The following is a 17774-nucleotide window of genomic DNA, read 5'->3' on the forward strand; positions in this document are numbered from 1 at the left end:
AAACGCCGGCATAGCTCAGTTGGTAGAGCAACTGACTTGTAATCAGTAGGTCCACAGTTCGAATCCGTGTGCCGGCACCATCTTAGGGGTTTGGTAGTGTGAAGTAAAGAACAGCACTGATGTAAGTGTAAAAAATGGTGAGGTTCCCGAGCGGTCAAAGGGGGCGGACTGTAACTCCGCTACGAAAGTTTCGAAGGTTCGAATCCTTCCCTCACCACCAATTTTAAGACTTCAATAAGTGGTTTGTACCAACATCGTGCGGGAGTAGCTCAGTTGGTAGAGCGGTAGCCTTCCAAGCTACATGTCGCGAGTTCGACCCTCGTCTCCCGCTCCATTGAAGTACTAATATTTGCTCTTATAGCTCAGTGGTAGAGCACTCCCTTGGTAAGGGAGAGGTCTCGAGTTCAAATCTCGATAAGAGCTCCAGATTACAGTTTAGCAACTTTGTTGCAAAGAAATTCCAAAAGCAGGCTATTTAGTCTGCTTTTCAAGTATTTGGTGTTCGGTTTTTTTTAAACGATATGTCGGAGCTGGGTTTTACTCAGAATTGTGTTCGACGTAAACGAGGAAGATTAACATGGCTAAGGCTAAGTTTGAACGTAATAAGCCACACGTTAACGTGGGCACAATTGGTCACGTTGACCATGGTAAAACAACTTTAACGGCTGCAATTGCAACTGTATGTGCGAAGAAATTCGGTGGCGAAGCGAAAGACTACGCTGCAATCGACTCTGCACCAGAAGAAAAAGCACGTGGTATTACAATTAATACTTCACACGTAGAATACGATTCTCCAACTCGTCACTACGCTCACGTAGATTGCCCGGGCCACGCCGATTATGTTAAAAACATGATTACTGGTGCTGCTCAGATGGACGGCGCGATCCTTGTATGTGCTGCGACTGATGGTCCTATGCCACAGACTCGTGAACACATCCTGCTTTCTCGTCAGGTAGGTGTACCTTACATCGTTGTATTCTTGAACAAATGCGACCTTGTAGACGATGAAGAGCTTCTTGAGCTAGTTGAAATGGAAGTTCGTGAACTTCTTTCTACTTACGACTTCCCGGGTGATGACACTCCAGTGATCCGTGGTTCTGCTCTTCTTGCGCTTAACGGTGATGACAGCCAATACGGCGAGCCAGCGGTAGTTGCGCTTGTTGAAGCACTTGACTCTTACATTCCAGAGCCAGAGCGTGCAATTGACCTTCCATTCCTTATGCCAATTGAAGACGTATTCTCAATCTCTGGTCGTGGTACAGTAGTAACTGGCCGTGTAGAGACTGGTATCGTTAAAGTAGGTGAGTCTGTAGAAATCGTTGGTATCCGTGATACTCAAACTACTACAGTAACCGGCGTAGAAATGTTCCGTAAGCTTCTTGACGAAGGTCGTGCGGGCGAGAACTGTGGTGTTCTTCTTCGTGGTACTAAGCGTGAAGACGTACAACGTGGTCAAGTATTGACTAAACCAGGTGCGATCAAGCCACACACTAAATTCGATGCGGAAGTATATGTACTTTCTAAAGAAGAAGGTGGTCGTCACACTCCATTCCTTAACGGTTACCGTCCACAGTTCTACTTCCGTACTACGGACGTAACTGGTGCGATCGCGCTTAAAGAAGGCGTGGAAATGGTTATGCCTGGTGACAACGTTGAGATGTCAGTAGAGCTAATCCACCCGATCGCAATGGACCCAGGTCTACGTTTTGCGATCCGTGAAGGTGGTCGTACAGTTGGTGCTGGTGTAGTTGCTAAAGTAACTGCATAATCATAGAATAAGACAAGCAGGTTGGAGCTTAGGCTCCAACTTGTTGTTTTGCAGGTCAGTAGTTCAATTGGTAGAGCGTCGGTCTCCAAAACCGAATGTTGGGGGTTCGAGTCCCTCCTGACCTGCCAAGTTTCTAAAAAGACGCTTGATGTCGGCAAAATTGGTCATATAATAAGTCGCGAAACCTACGACGAGTACAAAAATGTCGAATGAAAAATCACGCGACGCATTAGGCGAAGCGGTAATTCCTCAAAGAAATAATCCTGCAGTAGATGTAAGTTCTGGTTCTCCATTAGACATGGTTCTATGGGTTATCGCCTTGATTTTATTGGTTGGTGCAATGATGGTAAACCAATATTTACCAGCGTACTGGGCACCTGCGAATGATATTTGGGTGCGCGTTGGGGTGATTTTGGCTTGTATCGTTGCAGCATTCGGTTTATTATACGCCACCCATCAAGGCAAAGGCTTTATTCGTCTGCTAAAAGATGCACGAATTGAGTTGCGTCGAGTGACCTGGCCTACCAAGCAAGAGACGATGTCCACATCTTGGCAAGTTCTTGTTGTAGTCGTAATTGCATCCATCTTATTGTGGTGTTTTGACTATATTTTAGGCTGGTTAATGAAGTTTATTATCGGGTAAGAGAGCTATGAAACGTTGGTACATTATTCATGCCTATTCAGGTTATGAAAAACAAGTGATGCGTTCGCTTAATGATCGAATCCAGCGTAGCGCTGTTGCCGATAGCTTTGGTGAAGTCCTTGTTCCTACCGAAGAAGTGGTAGAAATGAAGGATGGCAAGAAGCGTAAATCAGAGCGTAAGTTCTTTCCTGGCTATGTCCTAGTCGAAATGGAAATGAACGATGATACTTGGCACATTGTTAAAGAATGTCCAAAAGTTTTAGGTTTTATTGGTGGTACGGCTGAAAAACCGGCACCGATTACGCAAAAAGAAGCAGATGCGATTCTTGCGCGTGTACGTAATACTGGTGAAGCGCCTCGTCCTAAGACGATGTTTGAACCAGGCGAAGAATTACTCGTGGTTGACGGTCCATTCACTGACTTTAAAGGTGTGGTGGAAGAAGTTCAATACGAAAAGTCACGTTTAACGCTGACCATTAATGTATTTAACCGACCAACTCAAGTTGAATTGGAATTTCGTCAAGTCGAAAAATCAGTCTAATTTGTATGGGTTGAAAACGCCTGACTTATTTATAAGTCAGGCATTGTTGTTGTAACGGTATCGTTACTTGAAATCATTGGGGAGCCTTCACCGGCGTTTGCACCCAGAGGTAATTTGAAATGGCTAAGAAGATTGACGGCTATATCAAGCTGCAAGTTCCAGCTGGTAAAGCGAATCCATCTCCACCGATTGGTCCTGCACTAGGTCAACGTGGTGTGAACATCATGGCATTCTGTAAAGAATTCAATGCTGCTACACAAAAAGTTGAAGCTGGTCTGCCAATTCCAGTCGTGATCACTGTGTACAACGACAAGTCGTTCACATTCATCATGAAAACTCCACCTGCTGCTGTTCTTCTTAAGAAAGCTGCTGGTATCCAGAAGGGTTCAGCTGTACCTAACAAAACTAAAGTTGGTAAGTTGACTCGTGCTCAAATCGAAGAAATCGCGACTACTAAAGAACCAGATTTGACTGGTGCTGATTTAGACGCACGTGTACGTACCATTGCTGGTTCTGCGCGTTCTATGGGCTTGGAAGTGGAGCTTTAAGACATGGCTAAATTAACTAAACGTCAAAAAGCGATTGTAGCTGCTGTAGAAGCACACAAAGTTTACACGCTAGAAGAAGCTGTTGCAGTTTTAGAGAGCCTTCCAGCTCCTAAATTCAAAGAATCTCTAGATATCGCGGTAAACCTAGGTGTTGATCCTCGTAAGTCTGACCAGGTTGTTCGTGGTGCGACTACACTTCCTGCAGGTACTGGTAAAACTGTACGTGTAGCTGTATTCGCTCAAGGCGCTGCTGCTGAAGCTGCTAAAGCTGAAGGTGCAGACGTTGTTGGTTTCGACGATCTTGCTGAAAGCATCCAAGCGGGTAACCTTGACTTTGACGTAGTAATTGCTGCTCCAGATGCAATGCGCGTTGTAGGTAAACTTGGTACGATCCTTGGTCCACGTGGCTTAATGCCAAACCCTAAAGTGGGTACTGTAACTCCTGACGTTGCTACTGCAGTTAAAAATGCAAAAGCTGGTCAAGCACGTTACCGCGTAGACAAAGCTGGTATTATCCACGCTGCGATCGGTCAAGTAGGTTTTGAGGCTGCTGCTGTTCGTCAAAACGTTGAAGCACTTGTTGCTGACTTGAAGCGTTTGAAACCTGCTACGTCTAAAGGCGTATACATTCAAAAGATCACTTTGAGCTCAACTATGGGTCCTGGTTTGATCGTTGATGTAGCAAACGTTTCTAAATAAGTCTCGACTTATTACAGAATTTTAAAGCCCTGAGTAAAATTTGAAGCAGTGCTTCAAATTTTACGCAAGAAACGCTCCGTCGTATTTTGCAAACTTAGGCAAACTTTGAATTGATAAATGAAAATTTATCAGCGTCAAAGACCGCGGGCGAGGGGAGTTTTATGCTTCTCTCTTAATAGTCCAGCCTGCGTAGACGCGGTGGTGTGATTTGTTCATCCTCCGCGTGTGAGTCCAGTGATGGTCTTGCGAATTGGGAGTGTACTTCGCGTAAGTACATAAATCACCGTTAGGAGGTTTTACAATGGCTCTTCTTATCGAAGGCAAAAAACAGATCGTAGCTGAAGTAGCTGAAGTTGCTTCTACTGCATTTGCTGCTGTTGTTGCTGACTACCAAGGTTTGACTGTAGAGCAGTTAACTACTCTACGTGTTGAAGCGCGTAAACTTGGTGTTACTACACGTATCGTTCGTAACACTTTGGCTAAACGTGCTCTTCAAGATACTCAATTCAATATCTTGAACGACAACCTTGTTGGCCCAACAATCTTAGCTTTCTCGAATTCTGAAGACGACATGGGTGCTGCTGCACGTTTGTTCGAAGAATTCGCTAAAACTAATAAAGCATTTGAACTTAAAGCTGCTGCATTTGATGGCAAACTTTATCAAGGTGCAGAAGTTAGCGTAATCGCGAATCTTCCGAACCAAGAGAAAGCGCTTACTATGCTTGCAAACGTTCTTCAAGCTCCTATTTCGAAATTGGGCCGCTTACTTACAGCGCTTCAAGAGAAAAACGAGTCAGAAGCTGCTTAAGCTCAAACTTAAACACACATCATTCAATACCCATTTGGAGTTAATCTCATGGCTTTAACAAACGAAGAAATCCTAAACGCAGTTGCTGAAAAAACTGTTCTTGAACTTGTTGAACTTATCTCTGCTTTCGAAGAGAAATTCAATGTATCTGCTGCTGCTGTAGCTGTTGCTGCTGGCCCTGCTGCTGCTGCTGCTGAAGAACAAACTGAATTCAATGTTGAATTGACTTCTTTCGGCGCTAACAAAGTTGCTGTAATTAAAGCAGTTCGTGAAGCGACTGGCCTTGGCTTGAAAGAAGCTAAAGACATGGTTGAAGGCGCTCCTGCAGTTCTTAAAGAAGGCGTTTCTAAAGAAGAAGGCGAAGAGCTTAAGAAGAAACTTGAAGAAGCTGGTGCTACAGTTACTCTTAAGTAATTTCTTAAGGGAGCCGGTTTTTTATAATCGGCTCCAAAAATTGGCTGATGGCTCTTGGGTCATCAGCCTTTTTGCGTTACAATAATCGGCTCGATTTTTGTTTGCATGATATAAAAATCATACAAATTGAAAATAAACATAATGAACAAACGTTTACCAATATTTTTCATTAAAAAATATTGATAAGCGTTTTAATACCACTAAAAATTGCAGCATTTGTAAAGAGTGGTGGCCATATCGGCCAGCGTAATTCCTTCTGAGCCCGTTCTGCAGGCGGGCTTGGTTTACACTTTCCGAGGACTCCAGATGGCATACTCATATACCGAAAAGAAACGGATCCGTAAGAATTTTGGTAAATTGCCTAGCGTCATGGATGCTCCGTACTTGCTCGCGATTCAAGTCGACTCGTACAGAACATTCTTACAAGATGGCAAATCACCAAAAAACCGCGAAGATATCGGTCTCCAAGCCGCATTTCGTTCAGTTTTTCCTATTGAAAGTTATTCTGGCAATGCTGCTTTAGAATTTGTTGAGTATAGTCTTGGTAAGCCTGAGTTTGATGTACGCGAATGTATCCTTCGTGGCTCAACTTATGCAGCACCAATGCGTGTAAAAATTCGTTTGATCCTGAAAGATCGTGAAACGAAGTCAATTAAAGACGTACGTGAACAAGAAGTCTATATGGGCGAAATGCCATTAATGACGGATAACGGTACCTTTGTAATTAACGGTACCGAGCGTGTGATCGTGTCACAATTACACCGTTCACCAGGCGTATTCTTTGACCACGATAAAGGCAAGACTCACTCAAGTGGTAAAGTCCTTTATTCAGCGCGTATCATTCCTTACCGTGGTTCATGGTTAGACTTTGAATTCGATGCCAAAGACCTCGTCTATGTACGTATTGACCGTCGTCGTAAATTGCTTGCGACTGTGGTGCTTCGTGCCTTGGGTTACAGCAACGAAAACATTCTCGACATGTTCTACGAGAAAGTACCTGTGTATCTTGACATGGGTAGCTACCAGATCGACCTGGTGCCTGAACGTCTGCGTGGCGAAATGGCACAGTTTGACATCCTGGACAAGGATGGCAAGGCAATTGTTGAGCAAGGTAAACGTATCAATGCGCGTCATGTACGTCAAATGGAAGCTTCAGGTCTTGAAAAACTTGCAGTGCCAGATGAGTACCTATATGAGCGTATCACTGCTGAAGACATCCCATTAAAAGATGGTGATGTGATTGCAGCCAATACTGTATTAAGCCATGAAATCATGGTGAAAATTGCAGAAGGCGGCGTGAAACAGTTCAATATTCTGTTCACTAATGATATCGACCGCGGTTCATTCGTTGCAGATTCTCTACGTGCAGATACAACGAGCAATCGTGAAGAAGCATTGGTAGAAATCTACAAAGTGATGCGTCCGGGCGAGCCACCAACAAAAGAAGCTGCTGAAAACTTATTCAACAACTTGTTCTTCTCTTCTGAACGTTATGACTTGTCTCCAGTGGGTCGTATGAAGTTCAACCGTCGTTTGGGTCGTCCTTACGAAGTGGGTACAGACCAGAAATCACGTGAAGTTGAAGGCATTCTCTCGAACGAAGATATCACTGATGTATTAAAAACATTAGTTGAAATCCGTAACGGTAAAGGTGAAGTCGACGATATCGATCACTTGGGTAACCGTCGTGTTCGTTCTGTTGGTGAAATGACAGAAAACCAATTCCGTGTAGGTCTGGTTCGTGTAGAACGTGCTGTTAAAGAGCGTTTATCACAAGCTGAAACTGACAACCTGTCTCCACAAGATTTGATCAATGCGAAGCCTGTTGCTGCTGCAATCAAAGAATTCTTTGGTTCAAGCCAGTTGTCTCAGTTTATGGACCAAAACAACCCGTTATCTGAGATTACGCACAAACGTCGTGTTTCTGCGCTTGGTCCCGGCGGTTTGACGCGTGAACGTGCAGGCTTTGAAGTACGTGACGTACATCAAACTCACTACGGTCGTGTATGTCCAATTGAAACACCGGAAGGTCCAAACATTGGTTTGATCAACTCGCTTTCTGTTTATGCGAAATGTAATAACTTCGGTTTCCTGGAAACCCCATACCGTAAGGTTGTTGATGGTCGTGTAACAGATGAAGTTGAATACCTGTCTGCGATTGAAGAAGTAGGCACTGTCATTGCACAGGCCGATTCTGCAATGGATAAAGACGGTAACTTAACAGAAGAGTTTGTATCTGTTCGTCATCAAGGTGACTTCGTACGTATTCCTCCTGAAAAAGTAACGCATATGGATGTATCTGCTCAGCAGGTCGTATCTGTAGCAGCGTCACTGATTCCATTCCTAGAACACGATGATGCCAACCGTGCATTAATGGGTTCGAACATGCAACGTCAGGCAGTTCCGACGTTGATCGCTGACAAGCCGCTTGTTGGTACCGGTATGGAAGCGAACGTAGCACATGACTCAGGTGTATGTGTGATCGCTCAGCGTGGTGGTCGTATCGAGTTTGTTGATGCGTCTCGTGTGGTTATTCGTGTGAATGAAGACGAAATGATCGCAGGTGAAGCAGGTGTAGATATCTACAACCTGATCAAATACACCCGTTCGAACCAGAACACTTGTATCAACCAGAAAGTTCTTGTGAACCTGGGCGATAAAGTAGGTCGTGGTGATGTACTGGCTGATGGTCCATCAACAGATGGCGGTGAGCTGGCATTGGGTCAAAACATGCGCGTTGCGTTTATGACCTGGAATGGTTACAACTACGAAGACTCGATCTTACTTTCTGAACGTGTACTTCAAGAAGACCGTTTAACGTCTATTCATATCCAGGAATTGTCATGTGTTGCACGTGATACCAAACTGGGTGCGGAAGAAATCACTGCTGATATTCCGAACGTAGGTGAAGCTGCTCTGTCTAAACTGGACGAGTCAGGTATCGTTTACATCGGTGCTGAAGTAACTGCTGGCGATATCCTTGTTGGTAAAGTAACCCCTAAAGGTGAAACACAGCTTACTCCGGAAGAAAAATTGCTACGTGCAATCTTCGGTGAAAAAGCGGCTGACGTAAAAGACTCATCTTTACGTGTTCCATCAGGTACTAAAGGTACTGTGATTGACGTTCAAGTGTTTACACGTGACGGTCTTGAAAAAGACGAACGTGCTCAAGCAATTGAAAAAGCGCAATTGGATGCATACCGTAAAGACTTGAAAGAAGAATTCAAAATCTTCGAAGAAGCTGCACGTGAACGTGTAATCCGCCTACTGAATGGCCAAGAGTCGAATGGTGGCGGTACAACTAAACGTGGCGACAAACTGTCTGAAGACGTGTTGTCTGGTTTAGAGCTTGTTGATCTTCTTGAAATTCAACCAGTTGACGAAGCAATTGCTGAACGTTTAACTCAAATTCAAGTGTTCTTGAAAGAGAAGAGCTTCGAAATTGACGAGAAATTTGCTGAGAAAAAACGCAAACTTTCTACAGGCGATGAACTGACGACTGGCGTATTGAAAGTAGTTAAAGTTTATCTTGCTGTGAAACGTCGCATCCAGCCTGGTGATAAGATGGCGGGTCGTCACGGTAACAAAGGTGTTGTATCAAACATCTTGCCAGTAGAAGACATGCCACATGATGCCAACGGTGTACCTGTTGATATCGTATTGAACCCGCTGGGCGTACCATCGCGTATGAACGTGGGTCAGATTCTTGAAACTCACTTGGGTATGGCGGCGAAAGGTCTTGGCGATCAAATCGACAAGATGATGAAAGAGCAACGTACTGTACTTGAGCTTCGTGATTTCCTAGACAAGATTTACAACAAAGTTGGTGGCGAGCAAGAAGATCTTGATAGCTTGACTGATGAAGAAATCTTGAAACTTTCTGGCAACTTGCGTGCTGGTGTACCTTTGGCTACTCCTGTATTCGATGGTGCTGAAGAAGGTCAGATCAAAGAGTTGTTACAACTTGCAGGCCTGTCTAGTACTGGTCAGACCGTATTATATGATGGTCGTACTGGTGAGCGTTTCGACCGTCCGGTAACTGTTGGTTACATGTACATGCTGAAACTGAACCACTTGGTGGATGACAAGATGCATGCGCGTTCAACTGGTTCTTACTCTCTAGTTACGCAACAGCCGCTTGGTGGTAAAGCACAATTCGGTGGTCAGCGTTTCGGTGAGATGGAAGTCTGGGCACTAGAAGCTTACGGTGCAGCATATACGCTACAAGAAATGCTGACTGTGAAATCGGATGACGTTGAAGGCCGTACCCGTATCTACAAGAACATTGTAGATGGCAACCATTATATGGACCCGGGCATGCCTGAATCGTTCAACGTATTGACCAAAGAGATCCGTTCTTTAGGTATCAACATTGAACTGAAAAATGGTGACTAAGAATCTCCATTAAATCTCCCCAAACCCCTCTTTGATAAAGAGGGGCTTCCCCCTTAACAAAGGGGGATTGAGGGGGATTCTTGGGATTCCCAATTCAGTTAAAAAACAATATTTGTGACCCAGTTGTTGAGTGAAAATCTCCACAACACACGGAGAAAAAAATTGAAAGACTTGCTCGATATCATGCGCAAAAAGACGGATTCAGACGGTCATGCTCCAGTAGAGTTTGACCGCATCCGTATTGGTCTTGCGTCACCAGAAATGATTAAGTCATGGTCTCACGGTGAAGTTAAAAAGCCAGAAACCATTAACTATCGTACGTTCAAGCCTGAACGTGATGGTTTGTTCTGTGCCAAAATCTTTGGTCCAGTGAAAGATTACGAATGCTTGTGTGGTAAATACAAGCGTATGAAATACAAAGGCGTCATTTGTGAAAAATGTGGCGTTGAAGTAACAACTGCGAAAGTTCGTCGTGAACGTATGGGTCACATCGAGCTAGCATCTCCAGTTGCACACATCTGGTTCTTGAAATCATTGCCTAGCCGTATCGGTCTATTATTAGACATGACGCTACGTGATATTGAACGTGTATTGTATTTCGAATCTTATGTAGTGACCGATCCGGGTATGACTCCATTTGAGAAATACCAGCTTCTAAACGATGAAGAATACTTCAATGCATTAGAAGAACACGGTGATGAATTCACAGCGAAAATGGGTGCTGAAGCGGTTCAAGACTTGTTGAAAGACATCGATCTTGAAGCTGAAATTGCGCGTCTTCGTGAAGAAATTCCTGTTACAACTTCAGAAACCAAGCTGAAAAAAGCGTCTAAGCGTTTGAAGTTGATGGAAGCATTCAACGATTCGAACAACAAGCCAGAATGGATGGTGTTAACTGTACTTCCAGTTCTTCCACCAGATCTACGTCCGCTTGTACCACTTGAAGGTGGTCGTTTCGCGACTTCTGACCTGAACGATCTTTATCGTCGTGTGATCAACCGTAACAACCGTTTGAAGCGTCTTCTTGACCTTGCAGCGCCAGACATCATCGTACGTAACGAAAAACGTATGTTACAAGAGTCTGTAGATGCATTGCTGGATAACGGTCGTCGTGGTCGTGCAATTACCGGTTCGAACAAGCGTCCGCTTAAATCTTTGGCAGACATGATCAAAGGTAAGCAAGGTCGTTTCCGTCAAAACTTACTTGGTAAGCGTGTTGACTACTCTGGTCGTTCGGTAATTACTGTTGGTCCAAACCTGCGTTTGCATCAATGTGGTCTTCCGAAGAAAATGGCACTTGAACTGTTCAAGCCATTCATTTTCGCGAAACTACAAGCTTCTGGTCAAGCAACTACCATTAAAGCTGCGAAGAAAATGGTTGAGCGTGAAACCCCAGAAGTTTGGGACGTTCTTGCTCACGTGATTCGTCAACATCCAGTAATGTTGAACCGTGCGCCAACACTTCACCGTCTGGGTCTTCAAGCATTTGAACCGATCCTGATCGAAGGTAAAGCGATCCGTCTACACCCACTCGTATGTGCTGCGTTTAACGCCGACTTCGATGGTGACCAAATGGCGGTACACGTACCATTAACACTTGAAGCTCAGCTTGAAGCTCGTGCGTTAATGATGTCGACGAATAACATCTTGTCTCCAGCGAATGGTGAGCCAATCATCGTACCGTCTCAGGACGTTGTCTTGGGCTTGTATTACATCACGCGTGATGCAATCAATGCCAAAGGTGAAGGCATGGTGTTCGCGGATACTCACGAAGTAAACCGTGCACTGGCAACAGGTCAGGTTGATCTACACGCTCGCGTTAAAGCACGTGTACACCAGACTGTCATCGACGAAGACGGTAACCGTGAACAGCAAACCATTATTGTAGATACGACGCCTGGTCGCTGCCTGCTTTGGGAAGTTGTACCTGAAGGGATGGATTTCCAGCAAATTAACGTTGAGATGACCAAGAAAAACATCTCGAAGTTAATTAACTCTTGCTACCGTAAATTGGGTCTGAAAGATACTGTTATCTTCGCTGACCAATTGATGTACTTGGGCTTCCGTCAGGCGACGCGTTCAGGTGTATCTGTCGGTATGGAAGACATGGTTATTCCACCGCAAAAACAAGCAATTATTGGTAAAGCGGAAGCTGAAGTTCGTGAAATCGAACAACAGTTCGAACAAGGTTTCGTAACTGCCGGCGAACGTTATAACAAAGTGGTCGATATTTGGGCACGTACCAATGACCAGGTTGCTAAAGCGATGATGGACAACTTGTCTTTCACTACTGTGAAGAACAAACAGGGTGAAGACGAGAAGCAAAAATCATTCAACTCGATCTACATGATGTCTGACTCGGGTGCCCGTGGTTCGGCAGCTCAGATTCGTCAGTTGGCGGGTATGCGTGGTTTGATGGCGAAGCCGGATGGCTCGATCATTGAAACCCCAATTAAAGCGAACTTCCGTGAAGGTTTGACCGTACTTCAGTACTTCATCTCGACACACGGTGCGCGTAAAGGTTTGGCCGATACAGCACTGAAAACTGCGAACTCGGGTTACTTGACTCGTCGTTTGGTAGACGTTGCGCAGGACTTGGTTATTACCGAGCCAGATTGTGGTACTTATGACGGTCTGGTAATGACTCCGTTCATTCAAGGTGGCGATGTCATCGAAAACCTGGGTGCACGAGTATTGGGTCGTGTGGTTGCTGAAGATGTGAAACGTGTAGGTACAGACGAAGTTCTGCTTCCACGTAATACGTTAATTGACGAGAAACTGGCAACGTTTATCGAAAGCCAAGGTGTCGACGAAATTAAAGTACGTTCAGTCGTGAACTGTGCGTCTACCTTCGGTGTATGTGCGAAATGTTACGGTCGTGACCTAGCACGCGGTCACCAGGTGAACCCGGGTGAGTCTGTTGGTGTAATGGCAGCTCAATCGATTGGTGAGCCAGGTACACAGTTAACAATGCGTACCTTCCACGTCGGTGGTGCTGCGAGCCGAACTTCTGCTGCAAACAGTGTACAAGTTCGTAACCAAGGTACAGTACGTTTCCACAACGTGAAAACAGTACAACATGCCAAAGGTCATTTGGTGTCGACTTCACGTTCAGGTGAAATCGGTATTGCGGATGATTTAGGTCGTGAGCGCGAGCGCTATAAACTGCCTTACGGTGCGTCTATCTTGCTGAAAGATGGCGAAGCTGTAGAAGCAGGCGGTATTGTGGCGACTTGGGATCCGCATACACATCCATTGGTAACAGAAGTTGCTGGTAAAGTACGTTTCAGCCAGATTGCTGATGGCGTGACGGTTACTTCTAAAACTGATGATGCAACAGGTATGTCAACCATCGAAATCTTGCCAGTGACTTCACGTCCTGCGTCAGGTAAAGATTTGCGTCCTGCTGTTGTGTTAGACACAGTAGATGGTGGTGAACAGTTCTACTTCCTGCCACAGAATACGATTCTTTCTGTTCGCGATGGCGAAACGATTGGTGTCGGTGATGTCATCGGTCGTGTACCACAAGAAACTTCACGTACCCGTGATATTACCGGTGGTCTGCCGCGTGTAGCTGACTTGTTCGAAGCACGTAAGCCGAAAGAGCATGCAATCCTTGCAGAAGTGTCGGGTGTTGTAAGCTTTGGTAAAGAGACCAAAGGTAAGAACCGTCTGGTGATTACGCCGGATGATGGCTCTGAGATTTATGAAGAGCTGATTCCGAAATGGCGTACCATTAACGTGTTCGAAGGCGAACATGTGAACCGTGGTGAAACTATTTCTGATGGTCCACAGAACCCGCACGATATCTTACGTTTGAAAGGCGAAGTTGCGCTTACAAACTACATCGTGAACGAAGTTCAGGACGTATACCGTCTGCAAGGTGTAAAAATCAACGACAAGCATATTGAAGTCATCGTACGTCAAATGCTGCGTAAAGTTGATATCACTGATGGTGGCGATACCAGCTTCATCAAAGGCGAACAAGTGGATTACATCCGCGTTGTTCAAGAAAACCAAGCAGTTCTTGCACAAAACAAGTTCCCTGCGAAGTTTGAACGTCAATTGATGGGTATTACCAAAGCATCGCTTTCTACTGACTCGTTCATCTCTGCTGCATCGTTCCAGGAAACCACGCGTGTGTTAACTGAAGCGGCTGTAACAGGTAAAGAAGATGATTTACGCGGTTTGAAAGAGAATGTGGTTGTAGGTCGTCTGATCCCAGCGGGTACAGGTTTGGCTTACCACCTGGAGCGTCGTCGTCAAGAAGCAGAAGCTGCAGAATTTGAACTGCACAATGACTTCTCTGATGTAGACCAAGCTCTAAGCCAAGCATTTAACGAAGAATTCTAATTCGAGTTAAAGTTGAGAAAAGAGACGCCTTCGGGCGTCTTTTTTTTGTCTGAAATTTATAAATAGGACATCTTGAACAGAAGAATAATCCATTGATATTTACAAAACTCAGCAGGAATACCGAGAGAAGTAACACGCTACAGATTTTAGTTTCATAAAATGAAGATAAGCTTAATTAAAGCAAGACAGGAAGGCCAAGGTCATGAAAAAATTAATGGGTGTTATGGCAGTTGCCACTCTTTCCACCTTTATGTTGGCGGGTTGTGAAAGTATGTCTGCCAATGAGCAACGGATCGGTGCTGCGGCCCTTGGTGGTGCAGTCGGTGGTGGTGTCGGTAATAAAGTCGGCGGTGGCGTTGGTGCAGCTGTAGGTGGTGGTGCCGGTGCTGCAGTGGGTAGTAAATCCCAAGGCGGTTCAAACCGTAATGCGACCTATAGTGGTGTAGGTGGTGCTGTTGGTTCCGCAGTGGGTAAAAGCATCTTCGGTGGTAATGCGGGTGCTGCAATCGGTGGCGCAATCGGTGGTGGTGCCGGTGCTGCGATTGAACAGGATAACCGTCGTCGTTAAGTCGAAAGTCACTTCAGATTCATCTAGATTTAAAAGCGCCAATGTGGCGCTTTTATCTTATTTAGGAGCGTTAATTTTCCCTTTGCTCTGTTTACGCCGGATATATACTGTTTTTTCTACTTCGGCAATTCTGACCCCGGCTTCATCATAAATATTCAGCTGATAATGTCGATACACTGGCGCATTATCGGCTGCCAGATTGATAATCGTGGCAATTTCTTCAGCAGAAATCCGAATGTCCGCCACCACTGTGCCGCGACCCGGTGCCAAAAACTGAATGCTGGCGCCTTTATCCCAGACCAGGTATTTCGGTCCCAAATGATGCATCAGCAATAACATATAAAAGGGATCGACCATTGAATACAGGCTGCCACCAAAATGCACACCGACAATATTCTGGTTCTTACGGGTCAGCGGCATTTTGACCCGAACGTGATAATTATTAAAATCAATCTTATCAATTTCAATGCCTGCACCACGATAAGGGGCATAGCGGTTCAGAATAAATTTTGAAACCAGAGGCAGTTTTTGAATTTTCTGGAATAGGCTCATACTGACATTCTTTTTGCGGCTGTGATTATGCATACTAGAGCAACAAAAATGCGCTGGCATTGATCAATCATGCCGATTTATAAACTAAGTGGTCAATAACAAAAACAGGATCAAAAGATGGAAATGCACATGCAATGGGTCGATACCACGGATCAGCAGCGTCTTTGTGTCAAAACTTATGGACAATCCGAACAACCGGCATTGGTGCTGGTTCACGGCTATCCCGATCATCAGGCAGTTTGGGAGCCAGCCATTGCTCATTTGAGTCAGGATTACTTTGTTGTGACTTATGATGTCCGTGGTGCAGGTGAGTCCAGTATTCCCAAAAAAATCTCCGATTACCGCTTGGCCCGTTTAAGTCAGGATCTGGAAGAGGTGGTGAACGAAATATTGCCGAATCGTGCTTTTCATCTGGCCGCGCATGACTGGGGTTCAATTCAGTCCTGGGAATCCGTCACCGGTCCACGCTTTAAAGGACGAATTCTGTCTTATAGCACCTTGTCTGGGCCATGTCTGGATCATGCCGCTTTCTGGATGCGTGAACAGTTCCAGCAAAACAAAGCAAAATTCTTAAAGCAAATGAGTAAGTCTTGGTATATCGCGATGTTTCAGTTGCCTTTAGTGGCGCCATTGGCCTGGAATTTTTTTAATCCGCAGCGTTGGGCCAAGATCGTGCAGCAAATAGAAAGACGGGATGATCTGCCACTCAACCCGCATATTGTCAAAGATGGAAAATATGGTGTGAACCTGTATCGGGCCAATTTTTTGCCACGTTTGACTCAACCACGGCAGCGTTTCGCCATCTGTCCGGTACAGGCGATTGTGCTGAAATATGACCAGTTTGTCGGGCCAGATCTGGTTGATGAAATGTCAAAATGGGTGGATGATTTCTCGAAAGTAGAACTGGCTGCCAATCACTGGGCGATCCTGAGTCAACCGGAGCAAGTGGCTCAATTGATTGATGAGTTTATTCAGCGTAAATCTGCTGACATTCATTGACAGGCCACTCCGCGAAACATGACCCGACCAGAAAAAAGTGGCGGAATTTTTATCCGTATTTTCTGATAAAATAGCCGCTTTCTCTCTATTCCGATTCATTATGTTCGCAATTCTTGCTGCTATTGGAGTCATGTTCGGACTCTCGTTGGCACGTGTACCTGTGGTTTTTGCCCTGGTCATTGGTGCTGTTACAGGTGGTTTATTGGCAGGTCTAGGCCTGCAGGGAACCTTGGACGCGTTTAACAATGGCTTGGGTGGTGGTGCTAAAATTGCCTTGGCTTATGGTATTTTAGGTGCATTTGCTTTGGCTCTGGCACGTTCGGGTTTACCGGATTTGCTAGCCTATAAAATGATCAGTACCTTAAAAGGTGAGGCCGATTTTAAAGCGCAAAACCGGGTGAAATATCTGATCTTTTTCACAGTCGCCATTGCTGCCGTGTTCTCGCAGAACGTTATTCCCGTGCATATTGCCTTTATTCCGGTACTGATTCCGCCACTATTGGCTGTATTTAACCACTTAAAGCTCGACCGTCGTGTGATTGCCTGTTTGCTGACCTTTGGTCTGGTAGGCACCTATATGCTGATTCCGGTCGGTTTTGGTGCCATCTTCCTGAATGACATTCTGGGTCATAACATCAATACCTTTGGTAAACCATACGGATTTGAAATTAGCTATGACCAGATTCCATCTGCGATGGCAATTCCAGTATTCGGGATGTTTGTAGGCTTATTGGTGGCGATCTTTATTAGCTATCGCAAACCACGTCAATATCAAGATATTCATGTCCAGGAACAGCAAAGTATTTCTGCTGAATTGGGTGTGGCTGAGCAGGTTAAACCGCAGATTGCCAAATTTACCATCTGGATGGCAGGTCTTGCAGTTATTGCCACATTGGCGGTACAGCTTTATTCAGATTCGATGATTCTGGCCGGTCTGGTCGGTGTCGCGATCCTGAGTTGTGCCGGCATTTTCAAATGGAAAGAAGCCGATGATGTGATCATTACTGGTATGCGCATGATGGCGCTGGTTGGCTTTATCATGATTGCAGCACAAGGCTTTGCCGCGGTGATTGAAGCGACTAATCAGGTACCAACCTTGGTTGAAGCATCAGTGAACTGGATTGGTGATAGTCAGGCACTGGCCGCATTTCTGATGCTGTTGATTGGTTTGCTAATTACCCTAGGCATTGGTTCGTCTTTCTCAACCATTCCCATTCTAGCGATTATTTATGTACCGCTGTGTATCCAGTTCGGTTTTAGCCCTGCGGCGACCATTGCGATTATCGGAACTGCAGCAGCTTTGGGTGATGCCGGTTCTCCAGCTTCGGATTCAACTTTAGGCCCAACTTCTGGTCTGAATATGGATGGTCAGCATGATCATATGAAGGATAGTGTGATTCCAACCTTCATTCACTTTAATATTCCGTTAATGATTTTTGGCTGGATTGCAGCCATGGTTCTGTAAGTCAATTTCAATCTGCTCTGA

At 45.1% G+C, this 17774-nt stretch carries 13 protein-coding genes and 5 tRNA genes; 17 read left to right on the forward strand and 1 reads right to left on the reverse strand.

Features of this window, described 5'->3' with window-relative positions; genetic code table 11:
- Positions 1 to 4: 4 nt before the first annotated feature.
- From I6L24_RS05110 to I6L24_RS05180, 15 genes are all read left to right on the forward strand, one after another.
- Positions 5 to 80, forward strand: a tRNA-Thr gene (locus I6L24_RS05110).
- 56 nt (positions 81 to 136) lie between these two features.
- A tRNA-Tyr gene (locus I6L24_RS05115) sits at positions 137 to 220 on the forward strand.
- A 38-nt stretch (positions 221 to 258) separates the two neighbouring features.
- Positions 259 to 334: transfer RNA gene (locus tag I6L24_RS05120), tRNA-Gly, on the forward strand.
- 17 nt (positions 335 to 351) lie between these two features.
- A tRNA-Thr gene (locus I6L24_RS05125) sits at positions 352 to 426 on the forward strand.
- Between the two features lie 151 nt (positions 427 to 577).
- Positions 578 to 1768, forward strand: coding sequence for an elongation factor Tu (gene tuf, locus I6L24_RS05130; RefSeq protein ID WP_004646112.1), 1191 nt, complete (start codon positions 578 to 580; stop codon positions 1766 to 1768).
- A 52-nt stretch (positions 1769 to 1820) separates the two neighbouring features.
- Positions 1821 to 1896, forward strand: a tRNA-Trp gene (locus I6L24_RS05135).
- 74 nt (positions 1897 to 1970) lie between these two features.
- Positions 1971 to 2411, forward strand: a complete 441-nt coding sequence (gene secE, locus I6L24_RS05140) for a preprotein translocase subunit SecE (protein WP_216986489.1) — start codon at positions 1971 to 1973, stop codon at positions 2409 to 2411.
- Between the two features lie 7 nt (positions 2412 to 2418).
- Positions 2419 to 2952 (forward strand): transcription termination/antitermination protein NusG, encoded by a 534-nt coding sequence (gene nusG, locus I6L24_RS05145; protein WP_004278615.1) that lies wholly within the window; start codon positions 2419 to 2421, stop codon positions 2950 to 2952.
- Positions 2953 to 3071: 119 nt separating this feature from the next.
- Positions 3072 to 3500, forward strand: a complete 429-nt coding sequence (gene rplK / locus I6L24_RS05150) for a 50S ribosomal protein L11 (RefSeq protein ID WP_004278614.1) — start codon at positions 3072 to 3074, stop codon at positions 3498 to 3500.
- A gap of 3 nt (positions 3501 to 3503) precedes the next feature.
- Positions 3504 to 4199 carry a 50S ribosomal protein L1 gene (gene rplA / locus I6L24_RS05155; protein ID WP_004278613.1) on the forward strand — a complete coding sequence of 232 codons (696 nt, stop codon included), beginning with the start codon at positions 3504 to 3506 and terminating at the stop codon, positions 4197 to 4199.
- Positions 4200 to 4500: 301 nt separating this feature from the next.
- On the forward strand, positions 4501 to 5007 hold the full coding sequence (gene rplJ, locus I6L24_RS05160; RefSeq protein ID WP_004278612.1) for a 50S ribosomal protein L10: 507 nt from the start codon (positions 4501 to 4503) through the stop codon (positions 5005 to 5007).
- A gap of 48 nt (positions 5008 to 5055) precedes the next feature.
- On the forward strand, positions 5056 to 5421 hold the full coding sequence (gene rplL / locus I6L24_RS05165) for a 50S ribosomal protein L7/L12 (RefSeq protein WP_004278611.1): 366 nt from the start codon (positions 5056 to 5058) through the stop codon (positions 5419 to 5421).
- A 306-nt stretch (positions 5422 to 5727) separates the two neighbouring features.
- On the forward strand, positions 5728 to 9816 hold the full coding sequence (gene rpoB, locus I6L24_RS05170; protein ID WP_005102827.1) for a DNA-directed RNA polymerase subunit beta: 4089 nt from the start codon (positions 5728 to 5730) through the stop codon (positions 9814 to 9816).
- Between the two features lie 162 nt (positions 9817 to 9978).
- Entirely contained in the window at positions 9979 to 14169 is a 4191-nt protein-coding gene (gene rpoC, locus I6L24_RS05175; protein WP_004278609.1) for a DNA-directed RNA polymerase subunit beta', read from the forward strand.
- Positions 14170 to 14371: 202 nt separating this feature from the next.
- The gene (locus I6L24_RS05180) at positions 14372 to 14737 is read left to right on the forward strand and encodes a hypothetical protein (RefSeq protein WP_005108070.1); all 366 of its coding nucleotides are present in this window, start codon (positions 14372 to 14374) and stop codon (positions 14735 to 14737) included.
- Positions 14738 to 14794: 57 nt separating this feature from the next.
- Here I6L24_RS05180 and I6L24_RS05185 read toward each other — a convergent pair whose 3' ends face one another.
- Positions 14795 to 15289, reverse strand: a complete 495-nt coding sequence (locus I6L24_RS05185) for a DUF4442 domain-containing protein (RefSeq protein WP_216986616.1) — start codon at positions 15287 to 15289, stop codon at positions 14795 to 14797.
- A gap of 117 nt (positions 15290 to 15406) precedes the next feature.
- On the opposite strand from I6L24_RS05185, the gene I6L24_RS05190 reads away from it, so the two are divergent.
- On the forward strand, positions 15407 to 16288 hold the full coding sequence (locus I6L24_RS05190) for an alpha/beta fold hydrolase (RefSeq protein ID WP_005250467.1): 882 nt from the start codon (positions 15407 to 15409) through the stop codon (positions 16286 to 16288).
- Positions 16289 to 16388: 100 nt separating this feature from the next.
- Positions 16389 to 17753, forward strand: a complete 1365-nt coding sequence (locus tag I6L24_RS05195; protein ID WP_216986490.1) for a Na+/H+ antiporter family protein — start codon at positions 16389 to 16391, stop codon at positions 17751 to 17753.
- Positions 17754 to 17774: the final 21 nt, after the last annotated feature.

The sequence above is a fragment of the Acinetobacter lwoffii genome, assembly GCF_019048525.1.
Taxonomy (GTDB): domain Bacteria; phylum Pseudomonadota; class Gammaproteobacteria; order Pseudomonadales; family Moraxellaceae; genus Acinetobacter; species Acinetobacter lwoffii_K.

Coding starts and splice junctions, on each gene's coding strand:
- rpoB (WP_005102827.1), top strand. CDS start 5,728: ATGGCATACTCATATACCGAAAAGAAACGGATCCGTAAGAATTTTGGT.
- rplK (WP_004278614.1), top strand. CDS start 3,072: ATGGCTAAGAAGATTGACGGCTATATCAAGCTGCAAGTTCCAGCTGGT.
- nusG (WP_004278615.1), top strand. CDS start 2,419: ATGAAACGTTGGTACATTATTCATGCCTATTCAGGTTATGAAAAACAA.
- rplL (WP_004278611.1), top strand. CDS start 5,056: ATGGCTTTAACAAACGAAGAAATCCTAAACGCAGTTGCTGAAAAAACT.
- tuf (WP_004646112.1), top strand. CDS start 578: ATGGCTAAGGCTAAGTTTGAACGTAATAAGCCACACGTTAACGTGGGC.
- secE (WP_216986489.1), top strand. CDS start 1,971: ATGTCGAATGAAAAATCACGCGACGCATTAGGCGAAGCGGTAATTCCT.
- I6L24_RS05180 (WP_005108070.1), top strand. CDS start 14,372: ATGAAAAAATTAATGGGTGTTATGGCAGTTGCCACTCTTTCCACCTTT.
- rplA (WP_004278613.1), top strand. CDS start 3,504: ATGGCTAAATTAACTAAACGTCAAAAAGCGATTGTAGCTGCTGTAGAA.
- I6L24_RS05195 (WP_216986490.1), top strand. CDS start 16,389: ATGTTCGCAATTCTTGCTGCTATTGGAGTCATGTTCGGACTCTCGTTG.
- rplJ (WP_004278612.1), top strand. CDS start 4,501: ATGGCTCTTCTTATCGAAGGCAAAAAACAGATCGTAGCTGAAGTAGCT.
- I6L24_RS05185 (WP_216986616.1), bottom strand. CDS start 15,289: ATGAGCCTATTCCAGAAAATTCAAAAACTGCCTCTGGTTTCAAAATTT.
- I6L24_RS05190 (WP_005250467.1), top strand. CDS start 15,407: ATGGAAATGCACATGCAATGGGTCGATACCACGGATCAGCAGCGTCTT.